Below are 13,897 nucleotides of genomic sequence, written 5' to 3' on the forward strand. Positions count from 1 at the left end.
CCGGTACCCTATTGAGGTTGGTGACGTGTCCGAGCGGCCGAAGGTGCAACACTCGAAATGTTGTTTGGTGTAAAAGCCAACGTGGGTTCAAATCCCACCGTCACCGCCACGTAGAAGGCCCTGCTTCCCTGTAAAAGAGAAGCAGGGCCTTTCTTCATTCCAGGGAAAAGGGGCACCGGGTGACGCTGCGACATGGACCACCGCCCGGTCCGCGCCGAACGCGTCAGCGCGTCGGATCGATCATCGTCATGCCCGCGAGCTTCGCGGTGTCCAGCCGGGGCAGCATTTCGGCAGCTTCGTCCATCCCAATGACGCGTTCGATCAACTTCTGGGGTTCAAGTGCCCCCGACTCAATCAAGGCGAGCATTCCGGGATAGTCCGCGGCGGCCATCCCGTGGCTTCCAAAGACGTCCAGTTCCCAGGCGATCACCCGCGCCATGGGCACCCGGGGGTGGCCTTCCACCGGCGGCAGGAGCCCGATCTGGACATGCCGGCCCCGGCGGCGCAGGCTCAGGAGTGCGTCGGCGCACGTCTGCTCGCTGCCGACGGCGTCGACTGAGACATGGCTCCCTCCGGTGAGTGCGTGCACCTGCGCTGGAATGTCTGAACCGTCTGCAGTTAGGACATGGTCCGCGCCGAGGCGCGCAGCCACCTCAAGGGCGGCCGGGTTCCGGTCAACAGCGATCACATTGCCGCCGAGGGCCTTGGCGATCATGACGGTGCTGAGCCCCACGCCGCCTGCCCCGATGACGGTAACCCATTCATCGGCGTTGAGGCCGGCCCGTCCGGTCAGAGCCCGGTAAGCGGTGGCAAACCGGCAGCCCAGGCTGGCGGCAGCCTCGAAGCTGACCCCGTCGGGAACTGCCACAAGGTTGGTGTCGGCAGCGTGGATTACTACCTGCTCGGCGAAGGAACCCCAGTGAGTAAAGCCTGGCTGTTGCTGCTGCGGACAAACCTGCGCGTTGCCGCCGAGGCACCACTCGCAGGCGCCACATCCTTCCACGAATGGCGCGGTGACGCGGTCGCCGGCCGTCCACTTCGTCACTCCCGGGCCGACACTGGCAACGACTCCGGCGAACTCGTGTCCCGGGACGTGCGGCAGCGCTATGTCGTCGTGACCGGCCCAAGCATGCCAGTCGCTGCGGCAAAGCCCCGTGGCAACGACGCTGATGACGACGCCGCCCACCGGCACCTCAGGTTCTCCAACCTCCCGGACGGCCAGCGGCCCAGCTATCTCATCCAAGACAATCGCGCGCACATGACCTCCACATATCGACGTTGTGCCGCCCACGTGCTTGAGCGGCTCAGGCCGACATCTTCCCATGTGGGCCCGATGCGTTGAAAACCTCCCCAAGACGATGTATTGGCCGCAGCGTGCTGCCAGGGGACCGTCGTCGGGCCTGTCCCAACTGCGCGTCGGCCCCCTGCCTTGGAAGGCCACTGCCGCCCAATAGCCGACGTGGGCGTTCTGGAAGGAACCCCGGACGATCGGCTCAGGGTCAGGACGCCTGGAGGCCTTCACTACACATCAGCGAAGCGGACGGTGCAGCTCACGCCTCAGGTATAACCGCTGGTCAACCGATTGTCGCAGCCATCAGGCAGAATAGGCCCAAGGAGTCAGGTGTCCGGAAGACAAGCGCTGAATGAGAATCCAGGACGGGAATGAACGAATACTTTGCTGCCTCTTGCGATAGGGGCGTGCTGCAGTTGGAGTGGAACCCCGGCGTCCACATAACGTACGACCTTGCGGTACGTGCTGCCCGGGTCCTGGAAGGCCTCAGCGTTGGCCTGATGCTGCCCGTTCTGGTGGATCTCGCGGGAGTTGCCGGGCTGACGCCGGAGGCCAGGGCCGGCATGAACGCCTACCGCGGGTTTTCCGCCGTCGCCCTGGTCGGGGACGGACCCACGGGCAAAGTGGTGGCCGCGTTTTCCCAGCGGTCGCTGACTCCCACGGCCTACTTCACCGACCGGAGCGAGGCATTGCATTGGCTATCGGAGCAGGCCGCCCCAACCGGGATGCCAGGTAGAGCCACGCAGGCTGAGCCTTGAGGGCCCGCTGAAGTCAGAGCAGTGTCGACGGCGACGGATTCCTTAGTGCCCCGCCCTCGGCGCGCTTTTTGATGCCAAGCAGCATGGCACGGTCCATGACAAGGTAGCCGGGCCGGAGCAGGAAGTCCGTCACGCGAAGACCGAGTGGCCGACCGGGGCCCGTCAGCGTCCGGAGCAGCAGCCTGGTCCCCGCGTCGCTGGCATCGCGGAGGACGAACTGCCACGTCCCGGTTACAGTCCCGGGTGGCGCGCCGGGGCTTGAGTCCAGAACCAAGTGGCTCCCGCTTTGCATGTCCACTACACGCGGCCCGCGCCGCCCGCCCGGGTAACCACCAGGTGTGAAGGCGATGATGTCTCCCACCTTCAGGTCCTGCCACTCTGGATGCACCCGCTCCGCATTGACCATGCGTGGACAGACCGGTTGCGACGGCGGCCGCAAGGAAACCGCGAAGCCGGCGTCGCTGGGGGCCAGGCCCGGATTGTGGACCGGAACGGACACCGAGACCCGCCGCTGTGCCGCCCATGGCACTCCTCCTCTTGGTTCCAGGGATGCCTCGAGGCTACAAACCGACACCCCGAGGCCCCCAGAGTCCAAAGCCCCTACAGCCGGGTGTCGAAGGACCCGCAGAACACGTTCTCGTTGAACGTCCCGTGGAACTCGGACTTCCCCTGGATCTTCTCCACGGCAGCCCGGATCGCTTCCCGTGTCCCGGCGTGCGCGTGGATGGCTGTCTTGACCATGGGTACGTCGATCAGGTGGTTCGGCTGATTGAGGGAGACGAACACGGTGGGCACCTCCGTGACGTACCAGGGAATTTCCGCCGCCATTGGCGATGACCACTTGATCCGGATGGCTGCCTCCTGCGCGAAGCCCTTGACGTTGGCAAAGACAAAAGCAGCATCGTACTTCTCCGCGTAATCCCCCGTAGCCTCTTCGGAGATGATGGACATGAAGTTCACCCCGGTCTCCCCCGCCGCTTCGCGCTGTTCAGCCGTCCGGAACAAGGACACCTCGAATCCGGCAACCTCGAGTTCCTCCTTGACCACCTCCAGGTAGGCCAGCGGGTCGGCGCGGGTGAAATCGGACCCGCCTGAGATTCCGTACAGGCGGATCCTGGGATGGGTCTGCGGAGTGATGGGCAGGTTTCCCGCGGTGTCTTTGACCAGGGTCACGGTCTTGTCGGCGATCTCCGCAGCCACCGAACGGTGCGCAGCGGATCCAATGACGGCAAGCGCCTCCGACGGCGGCACGAGCTGGTCAACAGGCTTGAGGTGCAGGCCCAGCGACGCCTTCAGGCCGAGTATGCGCCGCAGGGCGTCGTGCAGCCGCTGCTCGGTGATGACGCCCGACTTGTAGCCGTCCAGCATGTACTGGAAGTCCTCGGCCGGGTTCCGGAAGAACAGGAACATGTCGCAGCCGGCGGCGATCGTGGCAGGCACCAGGTCCCTGCGTTTCTTCGCCTGCGTGAGACCCACCATCTGCGAGGCATCCGTGAGGACCAGCCCGTTGAAGCCTAGTTCCCCGCGCAGCAGGTCCTGCAGCAGTTCGGGTGAGAGCGTGGCCGGCAGGATCTCCGTATCGGACAGTTCCGGCCGGAAACGCCGGGAAACCTCCGGCGCCCCGATGTGGCCCACCATGATGGACTGCACTCCGTGCGCGATCATTTCCCGGTACACGTGCCCGTAGGTCCGGTCCCATTCCTCATAGGGGAGGGTGTTGTAGGAGGTGACCACGTGCTGGTCGCGCTCGTCGATTCCGTCGCCCGGGAAGTGCTTCATGGCGCAGGCCGTGGGTGATTCGCTGATGCCGTCGAAGTATTCTTTGGCGCGTTCCACCACGATTTCCGGGGTATTGCCGAAAGAACGCGTGGAAATGACGGTGTTCCGCCAGTTGTAGTGGATGTCCACGATCGGCGCGAAAGCCCAGTTACAGCCCAACGCCGCGGTCTCCACCCCGGCCACCTGCCCCATTTGCCGGGCAATATTCTTGTCCGGGTGCGAGCCGGCCTGGAGGTGCGTCGAGACGAAAGTGCCGTCGTCGCAGCTGCCGGCTCCGCCCATCTCCGGGTTGGACGCGATCAGCAGCGGAATCCGGGTCCTGGTCTGGGCGTAGCGGATGTGTTCCTGCACGGCCGCGGAAGGTCCCGGACGGTACCGCATGCCGCCCACGTGGTACGTGTCCAGCACGCCGTCGAGGTACTCGGGTGAGTAATCGTTGTTGTGGTTGATGAACAGCTGCCCGATCTTTTCCTCGAGCGTCATGGCACCCAGGGTGGCCTCCACCCAGGCGATGGCGTCGGCGTCGAGATTGAACGGCGCGGCGGCAAGGTCGACGTCGAACCGCCGGGAAGCAGTGCCATGGGTTCCCTTGGGTGAAGGTACGACGGCGGAGATCCCCTTGAGTGCCTGGGCCACCACGTCCGGAACCGGCGCGGCGATGTCCACAACGACCCCGCGTTCATCCTCCTGCAGCGGTTCCAGGGTGGCCAGCTGTGAGTCCAGCAGCGCGGGAGGCATGAAGTGTCCGGTGCGGCCTTCCGTCCGGGCCTTCAAGACCTCTTTGCTGCCATTCAGGTGCAGGAAAATGGTGTCCGGAGCCTGTTCCCTGATGGCGTCGCGGTAGCTGCGGCGAAGGGCCGAACAGGCGAGGACCAGTCCGCCGTCGCCTGCCTTGGCAAGCTCGGCACCCACGGTTGCGAGCCAGGGCCACCGGTCCTCGTCCGTCAGGGGCGTGCCAGCAGCCATCTTGGCGACATTTTCCACAGGATGCAGGGAATCGCCGTCCAGGAACGGGATGCCCAGTTCGCGGGCCACGAGATCGCCGATGGTGGTCTTGCCGCTGCCGGAGACGCCCATGACGATGATTCGGATCTTGCTCATCGGGTGCTTTCCTTACCAGTCGCGGCCAGCCTCACCAGTCATGCACCGTGCCGTCGACCAGGCGGTTGTAGGGCAGGTACGCCTGCTGGTAGGGATAGGCGGCGGCGGCTTCCTCGTTGAATTCGACGCCGATGCCGGGCTTGTCGCCGGGGTGCAGGTAGCCGTCAGTGAAGGTCATGGACTGCTCGAAGACTTCGTTGGTCTTGTCCGAGTGCTGCATGTATTCCTGGATGCCGTAGTTGTGGATCGCCAGGCCCACGTGCAGCTGCGCCGCGAACCCCACCGGGGAGATGTCGGTGGGTCCGTGGAAGCCGGACTTGATCTGGTACTGCGCGGCGAAGTCCATGACCTTTTTCAGGGGGCTGATCCCGCCGAAGTGCGTGGACGCGGCCCGGACGTAGTCGATCAGCTGTTCCTTGATCAGCGTCTGGTAGTCCCAGACGGTGTTGAAGATTTCACCGATCGCCAGCGGTGTGGTGGTGTGCTGGCGGACCAGGCGCAGGCCTTCCTGGTTCTCCGCCGGGGTGCAGTCCTCAAGCCAGAACAGGTCGTAGGGCTCCAGTGCCTTGCCCAGTTTCGCGGCCTGGATGGGCGTCATCCGGTGGTGTCCGTCATGCAGCAGCGGGATCTCGGGGCCGAACTCGTTACGGACAGCCTCGAAGACCGTGGGCAGGTGCCGCAGGTAGGCGCGGGTGTCCCAGTCCTCTTCCTGCGGCAATGCTCCCCGGCCGGCGGGCTCGTAGTCATACCGTTCCCCCGACGCCTGCGCTTGGGCAGCCACGCCGTAGACGGCTTTGATCCCCGGGATGGCGGTCTGGATCCGGATGGATTTGTAGCCGAGTTCCAGGTGTTCCCGTACGGAATCGAACAGCGACTCGATGTCCGAACCGGACGCGTGGCCATAGGCGCGCAGCCCGTTCCGGGACGCCCCGCCCAGCAGCTGGTACACGGGAAGCCCGGCAACCTTGCCCTTGATATCCCAAAGCGCCATGTCCACGGCGGCGACGGCCGCCATGGTGACCGGGCCACGACGCCAGTAGGCGCTCCGGTACAGGAACTGCCAGGTGTCCTCGATCCGGTGCGGGTCCTTACCGATGAGCAGCTGCGCGACGTGCTCCTTCAGGTAGGCGGCGACGGCGAGCTCGCGGCCGTTCAGGGTGGCGTCGCCGATGCCCGTCACGCCGTCGTCCGTGGTGATCCGGAGGGTCACGAAGTTTCGGGTGGGGCTGGTAACGAACACATCGGCGGCAATGATTTTCATGGGACTAACTGTTCCTTCCGGAAGTAAAAGCGGGTTTCAGGTACTTGCAGGGGTGGCGGCCGGGGTCGTTGCGAAGGATCCGAGCAGCCGGGAAACAAGGGCGACGACGTCAGGGTCCTCTGCGAGGGCAGCGCTGACGAGGCGAAGCAAACCCTGCACCCGATTGGTTCCGTCAAGTGCCACAGCAGCCTGGATTTCGGCGGCGAGCGGATCCTGGAAGTCGTTTCCCGCGGTGACGTAGTCAATCCAGGCGGCAATCATCAAAGCGCTGCCTGCGCCACTGCGGCCGTCGGCCCGTTCCGCCGCCATCACGGGTACCGCGCGCATGCGCAGCTTGGTGGTGGCATCGGCCGCGATCTGTGCGAGCCGGTGGGCGATACGCGCGTTTCCGAAGCGGTCCAGCAGGGCCCGGCGGTACGTCGGAATGTCCAGCCCTTCCCCCTGCAGGTGACGGGCTGCCTCGTCCCAGAAGTCCTCCACCGCTTTCCGGCAGAGGGGGTCTGCCAGGGCGTCCGCCACGGTGGCATGCCCGCGGAGCTGTCCCGCGTAGGCCAGGATGGAATGCGAGCCGTTGAGGAGCCACAGCTTCCGGTTCTCATAGGGCTCGATGTCACCGACCACGACGGCGCCGGCCTCCTCCCAGCGGGGACGCCCGGCCGGGAAGTCCCCGCTGAGCACCCAGTTCCGGAAAGGTTCAGCCACCACCGGCGAATTGTCGCTGTAACCGCATTGCTCTTCCACCTCTGCGATGTCCGCCTCGGTGGTCCGCGGCGTAATCCTGTCCACGGACGTGCTGACAAAGCTGACGTTCGCCTCGATCCATCCGGCCAGCCCGGAACCCCATCCGGAGGCCAGTCCCAGGACGGCCCGGCGGGCAACTTCACCGTTTGCGGACAAGTTGTCGCAGCTGACGACGGCGATGGGTCCCGCGCCGCTGGCCCGGCGCCTGGCAAGGGCCAACACCAGGCGGCCCAGCGGAGTGCCGGGCACTCCGGCCTCCCCGGACGCTGCTGCCGACAGCGCCCGGAGATCATCCGCCGTGTCTGGAGCGCCGGCGTCGAACGTTCCATCCGCGGCCAGCCCGTAGGCTGCCTCGGTGATGGTCAGCGTGACCACCGCTGTCTCCTTCGCCGCGACAAGCTCGCAGAGCCGTGCGGTGTTGGCGCCATCCACCGCTTCCACAATGCTGCCGATGACTTCGAAGCTGTCCCCGCGGGCCGACCGCTCCACCAGCGTATAGAGGCAGTCCTGGCGGGACAGCGCTGCCGCGGCGTCGGGCCGGCGGCCCGTGAACGCCGCGATCCCCCACTCCGCCGCGTCCGGGGCGTGCTGGGTATACCAGGCCTGGTGGGAGCGGTGGAACGCCCCCAGCCCAAGGTGCACGATGCGCACCGGAGGCTTGGGCAGCGGCTTCAGGCTGCGGTTGAGTGCAGGCAGCGCGGCGTTCACAGCTTGAACACCCTCCGTGGCGACCCGTCCACGATGTCCACGATAAGTTCGTGTGCCCGGTCCTCGGTGACCCGGTGTTCGGCCACGAGGCGGGCCAGGAAGGACGCCTCGATCCGCCGGGCCGTGTCGTGGCGGGCCGGAATGGAGCAGAAGGCGCGGGTGTCATCGATGAACCCGGAGGACCGCGAGAAACCCGCGGTCTCCGTCACCGCGGACCGGAAGCGCAGCATGGCGTCCGGGGCGTCCAGGAACCACCAGGGCGCACCGAGGTAGACCGACGGGTAGAACCCGGCCAGCGGCGCCAGTTCGCGGGAGAAGACGGTCTCATCCAGGGTGAACAGGACCAAGTGGAAGTCCTTTGCCGTGCCAAAGTCCTGCAGCAGCGGCCGGATGGCTTCGGTGTAGTTCACCGCCACCGGGATGTCGTGCCCGGTATCGGCGCCAAAGGCCTCGAACGTGGGTGCGTGGTGGTTCCGGAAGGAGCCCGGGTGGATGGTCATGACCAGCCCGTCCTCCACCGACATCCTGGCCATCTGGTACAGCATGTGGGCTTCGAAGGCGTCCTTGTCCCGGGCGCTCGCCTTGCCCGTCCTGCCGCGCTCAAAAAGCCGCTCCGCCTCGCCGTCGTCCAGTTTCAGGGTGGCAGGCGTGAACACGCCGTGGTCGGCGGAGACGGCGCCGCGCTCCACGAAGTGCCGGCGCCGCGACTCAAGTGCCTTGATGTACCCGGCGTAGCCGGTGGCACCCTCCCCCGCAGAGCCGAGGAGGCGTTCCACGTTCTCCTGCCAGGCCGGATGTGCCATGTTCAAGTACTGGTCCGGCCGGAAGGTGGGCAGCACCCGGCCGGCGAACGCGGGGTCCGCGTGCAGCGCAGCGTGGCTGTCCAGCGAATCCAGCGGGTCATCCGTGGTGGCGAGCACCTCGATGTTGAATTCCTTGAACAGTTCCCGTGGCCGGAAACCGGGCTCGGACAGTTTGGCCTGCAGGGCATCATAGAGCTGGTCGGCGTTCTGGCCGGACGGTTCCTCGGCCAGGCCGAAGACATGGGCGAACTCCTGCCGGATCCAATACCCGGAGGCGGTTCCCTCGAAAGTCGGCCATGCTTCACAGAAGTGCCGCCAGACCTGCCGCGACTCTGCGGGCTGGTTGCCCAGGCCCAGCTGGTCCATGGTCACCCCGCCGGCGTGGATCAGGCGGGTGACGTAATGGTCCGGAGTGACCAGGAGCGCGGCCGGGTCAGGGAACGGCGTGTTCTGTTCGATGACCGCGGCGTCGACGTGCCCGTGCGGGGAGATGATGGGGAGCCCTTCCACCCGGGAGAAGAGCGAGCGGGCAATGTCCCGGACCGCGGGATCGGCGGGCAGGAGCCGGTCCGGGTGGTCCGCTATGGTCTGCGCCATGGCTCAACGCCTCCCGGCTGCGACACTGAGCCCAGCCAAGGCGGCCGTGGCGCGGAGGTATTCGAGGTTCCCGGCGGTCCGTTCGGCCAGCGGGAGCTCAGTGGAAAAGTCCTCCACGGTCACCCAGCCGTCGTATCCGAAGGCGGCGAGCGCCTTGAAGTACTGCAGGACGCTGCCCTGGCCCGCGCGCAGGGGCGCCCACTCGTTCTTGAAAATGGCTGCCCCTGACTCGTCGGTCTCGCCGCTGTCCACCCACACCGCGTTCTTCACGTGCACGTGCGCCAGGTAGTCGCCGAGGAGCTCGAAGGCGGGCAGGTAGTCCTCCTGCCCTTCGATCAGCAGGTTGCCCAGGTCGTGGATGACGCCGACGTGCCGGGGGTCCAGGCCGTCCAGGAGCCGCAGCGCCGATGATGCCGACGCGGTGATGGTGCGGTGGTGCAGCTCCACGAGCGCCTTCACTCCGTGGTGCGCCGCCCGCTCGGCGATCCATTCGAAATCGCGGCGGGCAGCGGCGAAGAGTTCCGGGTACGGGGTGCCGCTGGCCGGTTCGTTGCCCCAGGCTGCGGTTCCGAGCGGCGGCGTGGTCACCCGCACCTGGGCGGCTCCGAGCTTGGCGGTGGCGGCGAGCATGCGGTCCACATCGTCATGGTTGTCGCACCGCGCGTACCCACCGATGCCGGAGAACTCCAGGCCGGCGTCGCTGGTAATGGCGGCGATCCGGTCCAGGTGGTTTTCCATTCCGGCCAGCGGCACGGTTGCTTTGTTCCCGGCCCAGAAGCCGGGCTCGGGGGCGTCGCCCTGGTCCGTGATGCGCCATTCGACGCCGTCCCAGCCCTGTCCGGCAAGCTGCTGGACGGCCTCCTCGGGGGTCCACTCGGGGGTTGATGCGGTAAATACTGAAAACTTCATGGTGTCAGGCGCTTTCTGCCGTGCTGCCGGTGTGGACTTCGAGGTCGTTGTACTTGCCTGCCAAAACATCCTCGAAGAGGACTGGCTGGCCGAGGGTGGCCGAGACGTATACCGAACGCACCGCGGCAAGGGCATTGACGGCGTCGCTGACCGTGACTCCTGGCTGCTTCCCACCGGCGATCGCGGCCAGGATGTCCCGGTACTGACGGACGTGGCCGGCCGGGTACACGGTGGGATCGGCTGCTTTGTAGTCTTCCTCGGGGTACTTGGCCAGTTCTTCCTCCGACTGGTTGCCGCCGCCCTGGAGTCCCATGTCCGCCGAGGCGCCGCCTGCGGCCCTGCTGTGGAAGTACTCCAGCCGGTCGTTGTCCACCACGGCCGAGCCCTCGGAGCCCATGAGCTGCACGCGCACGGTCAACCCCGGGTAGGCGGCAGTGGTGGCGTGAAGGACAGCCAGGCCGCCGTTCTCGAAGGTCACGGTGGCTACCGCCGTGTCCTCCACTTCGATGCGTTCGTGGGCGAGGCGGGCGGTGTGCGCAAAGATTTCCACCGGCCGTCCCATGAACCACAAAAGCAGGTCCACGGTGTGCACGCCCTGGTTCATGAGGGCGCCGCCGCCGTCCATCGCCCACGTGCCGCGCCAGTCGCCGGAATCGTAGTAGCCCTGGCTGCGCCACCATGCCACCGAGGCGATGGCGGAGGTCAGCTTGCCGAACCGGCCATCGGCGATGGCGCGGGACACGGCGACGCTGGACTGGTCGAACCGGTGCTGGCTGATGACCGAGGCAACGATGCCCTTGCCGGCTGCTTCCTTCGCGGCTGCCTCGATTTCCTGGGCCCGGCTGAGGTCCACGTCGAGGGGCTTTTCGATGACCACGTGCTTGCCTGCCGCCAGCACCTCCAGGCTCTGCTGGATGTGCAGGCCGCTGGGAGTCGCGAGTGCCACGAGGTGGATGTCTTCGGCGGCGAAGGCCTCGGCCTGGGTGGTGTACTGGGCCGGCCGCGTACCGCCCTGCTGTTCGATGAAGTCCGCGAGTGCTTCGGCGGCCGCCGGAATGGCATCGATGAGGGCGACGATGCGGACTTCCGGGAATTCGCGGAGGGCTACGGCGTGGGTGCGGCCAATGACGCCGCACCCGGTGATGGCTGCATTCAAGGTGGTCATGCGGTCTGGACTCCTGCTTCTGCGGTGACTTTGGCGAAGGCGCGGGCTGCGATTCCGAAGGCCGTGGGGCCGGAGAATCCGCCCAGGCCGTGGGCACCGGCGAGGTGCGGCTCGAGGGAAGCGAAGCCTTCGTAGCCGTCCGCCTTGAGCGCCTCCACGGTCTTCAGGACGTCCCCGTCGCCTTCGCCGGCAGGCACCACGTGGCCGTTGGCGAAGAGGGCATCCTTGACCTGGAGGTATTCCAGGTGCGGGCGCAGCTTGGCGTATCCCTCGTCGAAGGGCTTGACGCCCACCTGGACGAAGTTTGCAGCGTCCCAGGCCACTTTCAGGGCGGGCGAGTCCACGGTCTCGATGATGTCCAGGACACGGTCCGGGACGTCTCCGAAGATGTCCTTCTCGTTTTCGTGCAGGAGGACCACCCCGGCTTCCTCGGCCACGCCGGCCAGGGCGCGCATGCGCTCGATGACGTCATCGCGAATGCTGTCCACCTGGACTGACTCGCCGTAGTAGAAGGAGAAGATGCGCATGTACTTCGCGTCCAGGACCTTGGCGGCATTGACCGCCCGGCGCAACCGCTCCACCTCATGCTCCACCGGGAGGCTGACGTCCACTTTTCCAATGGGCGAGGCAATGGCCGAGACCTTCATGCCCTTATCTGCCAGCAGGGCGGCGAGTGCCTGGAGCTGTTCGTCGCTGAGGTCCACAATGTTGGTTCCCCATGCGCTGCGGACCTCGATGTGGTTGGCGCCGAGGGCCTGCAGCACGGCGATCTGGACTGCGGGGTCGTCGTCGATTTCGTCGCCGAAACCTGACAGCTGCCACGTGACCTGGGTGGTCGAGACCATGGTTATTTAACTCCTCCGGCGGTCAGCCCGCCTACTAGGTAACGCTGGAAAATCAGGTAGAGAATGACCACTGGCGCTGCACACACCAGGGCTGCGGCCATCATCTGACCGTAGTAGGGAATGGCGCCGCCTTCCTGCGAGGCACCAAAGATTTGCAGGGCGACGGCGGCGGTCTGGCTTTCGGGGCGCGTCATCACCGAGGCGAAGAGTACGTCGTTCCAGCCGAGCAGGAAGGCGAAGATGCCGGAGACGACGATGCCGGGCCAGCTCAGGGGCAGCACGATGCGGAAGAGGACGCCGAGGTTTGACGCGCCGTCGATCTTGGCTGCTTCCTCCAGTTCCTTGGGGAGCCCGCGCAGGTAGGTGACCATCACCCAGGTGGAGAACGGCATGGCGAAGGTCAGGTAGGTCACGAACAGGCCCCACTGGGTCCCGATCACCTGGATGCCGAGGTAGGTTGCCGCCGAGGAAAAGAGCACGAACACCGGCAGCACCATCAGGGTTCCGGGGACGGACTGCAGTGCCAGCAGGCCGCGCAGGATGCTGAGCCTGCCACGGAAGCTGTACCGGACCAGGACGAACGCGGTGGAAACGGACAAGGCCGCGGATACGACGGCGGTTGATCCGGCCACCAGGACACTGTTGGTCAGGCCGGTGGCCAGGCCCACGCTGGTCCAGATCTTCGAGTAGTTCTCGAAGGTCACCGACGACGGCCAGAACTCGCCGTTGGCAACGCCGATGTCAGAATTCACCGAGGCCAGGAAGATATAGAGCACCGGAATCAGGACGAGTGCACCCAGGAAGACAAGGATGATGACCAGCAGGGGGCCGGGCAGGAGCCGCAGCACCTCGTGCTGGCGGTGTGAGCCCGGACGGTCGACGTCCGCGGTCGGCGCGCTGCGGCGACCGGCGATGGTGGCGCTCATTTCTTCGCTCCTGGGGTGTCGGCGTCGTCAAGCTTCACGGCGCGGAGGTAGACGAACAGCGGGATGGCGATGAGCACCAGGGAAATGAAGGCCATCGCAGCACTCAGGCCAAAGCGGAAGCTCTGGAAGCTGGTGACGTAGGTCAGGATGGGGAGGACTTCCACGTCCGACGGCGCCGGGACCCCGAACAGCACGAACGGAAGCGTGAAGTTGTTGATGTGGTGCAGCATTCCGATCAGGAAGGCCAGGGCCAGCGGGCCCTTCAGGTACGGGAAGATCACGTAGCGGAGCTTGTTCCACCACAGCGCCCCGTCCAGGGCTGAGGCCTCGTGCACCTCATGGTCCACTGACTGCAGGCCGGACAACGCCAGCAGGTAGATGAACGGCCAGGAAGCCCAGATCTGGACCAGGACCAGCGTCCAGAACGTTTGTGGTCCGTTGAGCCAGAGTCCCACGTGGATTCCCACGGTGGCCAAGGCCTCGTCCACGATGCCGCCGGGCTGGAGCATGGTCCGCCAGACGGTGGCCACCACGAAGGACGGCAGGACATACGGGATGAGGAACACCGAGCGGATCAGCGCGCGGCCCTTGAATGCATTCTGGGTTGCCACTGCCGCGGCAATGCCCAGCGGCAGGGTCACCACCATCGCAAGCAGCGAGTAGCTGACGCTGAGCCACACGGCGTGCAGCAGCGGCGAGTTGGTGACGGCTTCAACGAAGTTTTCGACTCCGATGATTGGTGCACTGACCCACTTCCGCAGCGTGTACTGGTCCAGGTTGAGGATGGACATGTAAATGCCCAGCAGCAGCGGCACCACGATGATGATGATCATCAGGACCCCGCCGGGGATCAGCATCCAGAGCGGACGGTTCCGCTCGCTCAGGCCCTTGCGCCGCGGGCCGTCCTTGGGGCCGGGCTGCTGCCCGGCGTCATTGGCGGTCTGGGGAGCCCGGCCTGCGGCGGATTCCACCGCAGGCCGTACTTCATGAGAGGCGTCGGTTGACATCAGAAC

The 13,897-nt window shown here is 66.0% G+C and carries 12 protein-coding genes and 1 tRNA gene; 2 read left to right on the plus strand and 11 right to left on the minus strand.

Features of this window, described 5'->3' with window-relative positions:
* Positions 1 to 19: 19 nt before the first annotated feature.
* A tRNA-Ser gene (locus AC4EEO_RS15675) sits at positions 20 to 109 on the plus strand.
* Between the two features lie 114 nt (positions 110 to 223).
* Here the strand turns inward: AC4EEO_RS15675 and AC4EEO_RS15680 are convergent.
* Complete coding sequence (locus AC4EEO_RS15680; protein ID WP_347885946.1) at positions 224 to 1,258, minus strand: zinc-dependent alcohol dehydrogenase family protein; 1,035 nt, start codon at positions 1,256 to 1,258, stop codon at positions 224 to 226.
* A gap of 440 nt (positions 1,259 to 1,698) precedes the next feature.
* Between AC4EEO_RS15680 and AC4EEO_RS15685 the strand changes: the two genes are divergently transcribed.
* Positions 1,699 to 2,049, plus strand: coding sequence for a DUF7793 family protein (locus tag AC4EEO_RS15685; RefSeq protein WP_141180746.1), 351 nt, complete (start codon positions 1,699 to 1,701; stop codon positions 2,047 to 2,049).
* A gap of 13 nt (positions 2,050 to 2,062) precedes the next feature.
* On the opposite strand, the gene AC4EEO_RS15690 is transcribed toward AC4EEO_RS15685, so the two are convergent.
* The 10 genes from AC4EEO_RS15690 to AC4EEO_RS15735 all read right to left on the minus strand — a co-directional run bounded on the left by AC4EEO_RS15690 (position 2,063) and on the right by AC4EEO_RS15735 (position 13,891).
* On the minus strand, positions 2,063 to 2,578 hold the full coding sequence (locus AC4EEO_RS15690; RefSeq protein WP_347885947.1) for a hypothetical protein: 516 nt from the start codon (positions 2,576 to 2,578) through the stop codon (positions 2,063 to 2,065).
* A gap of 71 nt (positions 2,579 to 2,649) precedes the next feature.
* On the minus strand, positions 2,650 to 4,929 hold the full coding sequence (locus AC4EEO_RS15695; RefSeq protein ID WP_491339231.1) for a gluconokinase, GntK/IdnK-type: 2,280 nt from the start codon (positions 4,927 to 4,929) through the stop codon (positions 2,650 to 2,652).
* 31 nt (positions 4,930 to 4,960) lie between these two features.
* Entirely contained in the window at positions 4,961 to 6,190 is a 1,230-nt protein-coding gene (gene manD / locus AC4EEO_RS15700) for a D-mannonate dehydratase ManD (RefSeq protein WP_491339232.1), read from the minus strand.
* A gap of 36 nt (positions 6,191 to 6,226) precedes the next feature.
* A complete protein-coding gene (locus AC4EEO_RS15705) occupies positions 6,227 to 7,639 on the minus strand; it encodes a mannitol dehydrogenase family protein (RefSeq protein WP_491339233.1) in 1,413 nt (470 codons plus the stop codon).
* Positions 7,636 to 9,039: a glucuronate isomerase gene (uxaC, locus tag AC4EEO_RS15710; RefSeq protein WP_491339234.1), complete on the minus strand. Its 1,404-nt coding sequence runs from the start codon at positions 9,037 to 9,039 to the stop codon at positions 7,636 to 7,638. Before uxaC ends, AC4EEO_RS15705 begins: the two co-directional genes overlap by 4 nt.
* A gap of 3 nt (positions 9,040 to 9,042) precedes the next feature.
* On the minus strand, positions 9,043 to 9,948 hold the full coding sequence (locus AC4EEO_RS15715) for a sugar phosphate isomerase/epimerase family protein (protein WP_491339235.1): 906 nt from the start codon (positions 9,946 to 9,948) through the stop codon (positions 9,043 to 9,045).
* Positions 9,949 to 9,952: 4 nt separating this feature from the next.
* Complete coding sequence (locus AC4EEO_RS15720) at positions 9,953 to 11,113, minus strand: Gfo/Idh/MocA family protein (protein WP_018762441.1); 1,161 nt, start codon at positions 11,111 to 11,113, stop codon at positions 9,953 to 9,955.
* Positions 11,110 to 11,958, minus strand: coding sequence for a sugar phosphate isomerase/epimerase family protein (locus AC4EEO_RS15725; RefSeq protein WP_491339236.1), 849 nt, complete (start codon positions 11,956 to 11,958; stop codon positions 11,110 to 11,112). The genes AC4EEO_RS15720 and AC4EEO_RS15725 overlap by 4 nt, the downstream gene beginning before the upstream one ends.
* Before the next feature lie 2 nt (positions 11,959 to 11,960).
* A complete protein-coding gene (locus AC4EEO_RS15730; RefSeq protein WP_018762443.1) occupies positions 11,961 to 12,884 on the minus strand; it encodes a carbohydrate ABC transporter permease in 924 nt (307 codons plus the stop codon).
* Positions 12,881 to 13,891 carry a carbohydrate ABC transporter permease gene (locus AC4EEO_RS15735; RefSeq protein WP_491339237.1) on the minus strand — a complete coding sequence of 337 codons (1,011 nt, stop codon included), beginning with the start codon at positions 13,889 to 13,891 and terminating at the stop codon, positions 12,881 to 12,883. The genes AC4EEO_RS15730 and AC4EEO_RS15735 overlap by 4 nt, the downstream gene beginning before the upstream one ends.
* Positions 13,892 to 13,897: the final 6 nt, after the last annotated feature.

It is taken from the genome of Pseudarthrobacter sp. MOO13, assembly GCF_058267655.1.

Coding starts and splice junctions, on each gene's coding strand:
- AC4EEO_RS15735 (WP_491339237.1), bottom strand. CDS start 13,891: ATGTCAACCGACGCCTCTCATGAAGTACGGCCTGCGGTGGAATCCGCC.
- manD (WP_491339232.1), bottom strand. CDS start 6,190: ATGAAAATCATTGCCGCCGATGTGTTCGTTACCAGCCCCACCCGAAAC.
- AC4EEO_RS15720 (WP_018762441.1), bottom strand. CDS start 11,113: ATGACCACCTTGAATGCAGCCATCACCGGGTGCGGCGTCATTGGCCGC.
- AC4EEO_RS15715 (WP_491339235.1), bottom strand. CDS start 9,948: ATGAAGTTTTCAGTATTTACCGCATCAACCCCCGAGTGGACCCCCGAG.
- AC4EEO_RS15730 (WP_018762443.1), bottom strand. CDS start 12,884: ATGAGCGCCACCATCGCCGGTCGCCGCAGCGCGCCGACCGCGGACGTC.
- AC4EEO_RS15725 (WP_491339236.1), bottom strand. CDS start 11,958: ATGGTCTCGACCACCCAGGTCACGTGGCAGCTGTCAGGTTTCGGCGAC.
- AC4EEO_RS15695 (WP_491339231.1), bottom strand. CDS start 4,929: ATGAGCAAGATCCGAATCATCGTCATGGGCGTCTCCGGCAGCGGCAAG.
- uxaC (WP_491339234.1), bottom strand. CDS start 9,039: ATGGCGCAGACCATAGCGGACCACCCGGACCGGCTCCTGCCCGCCGAT.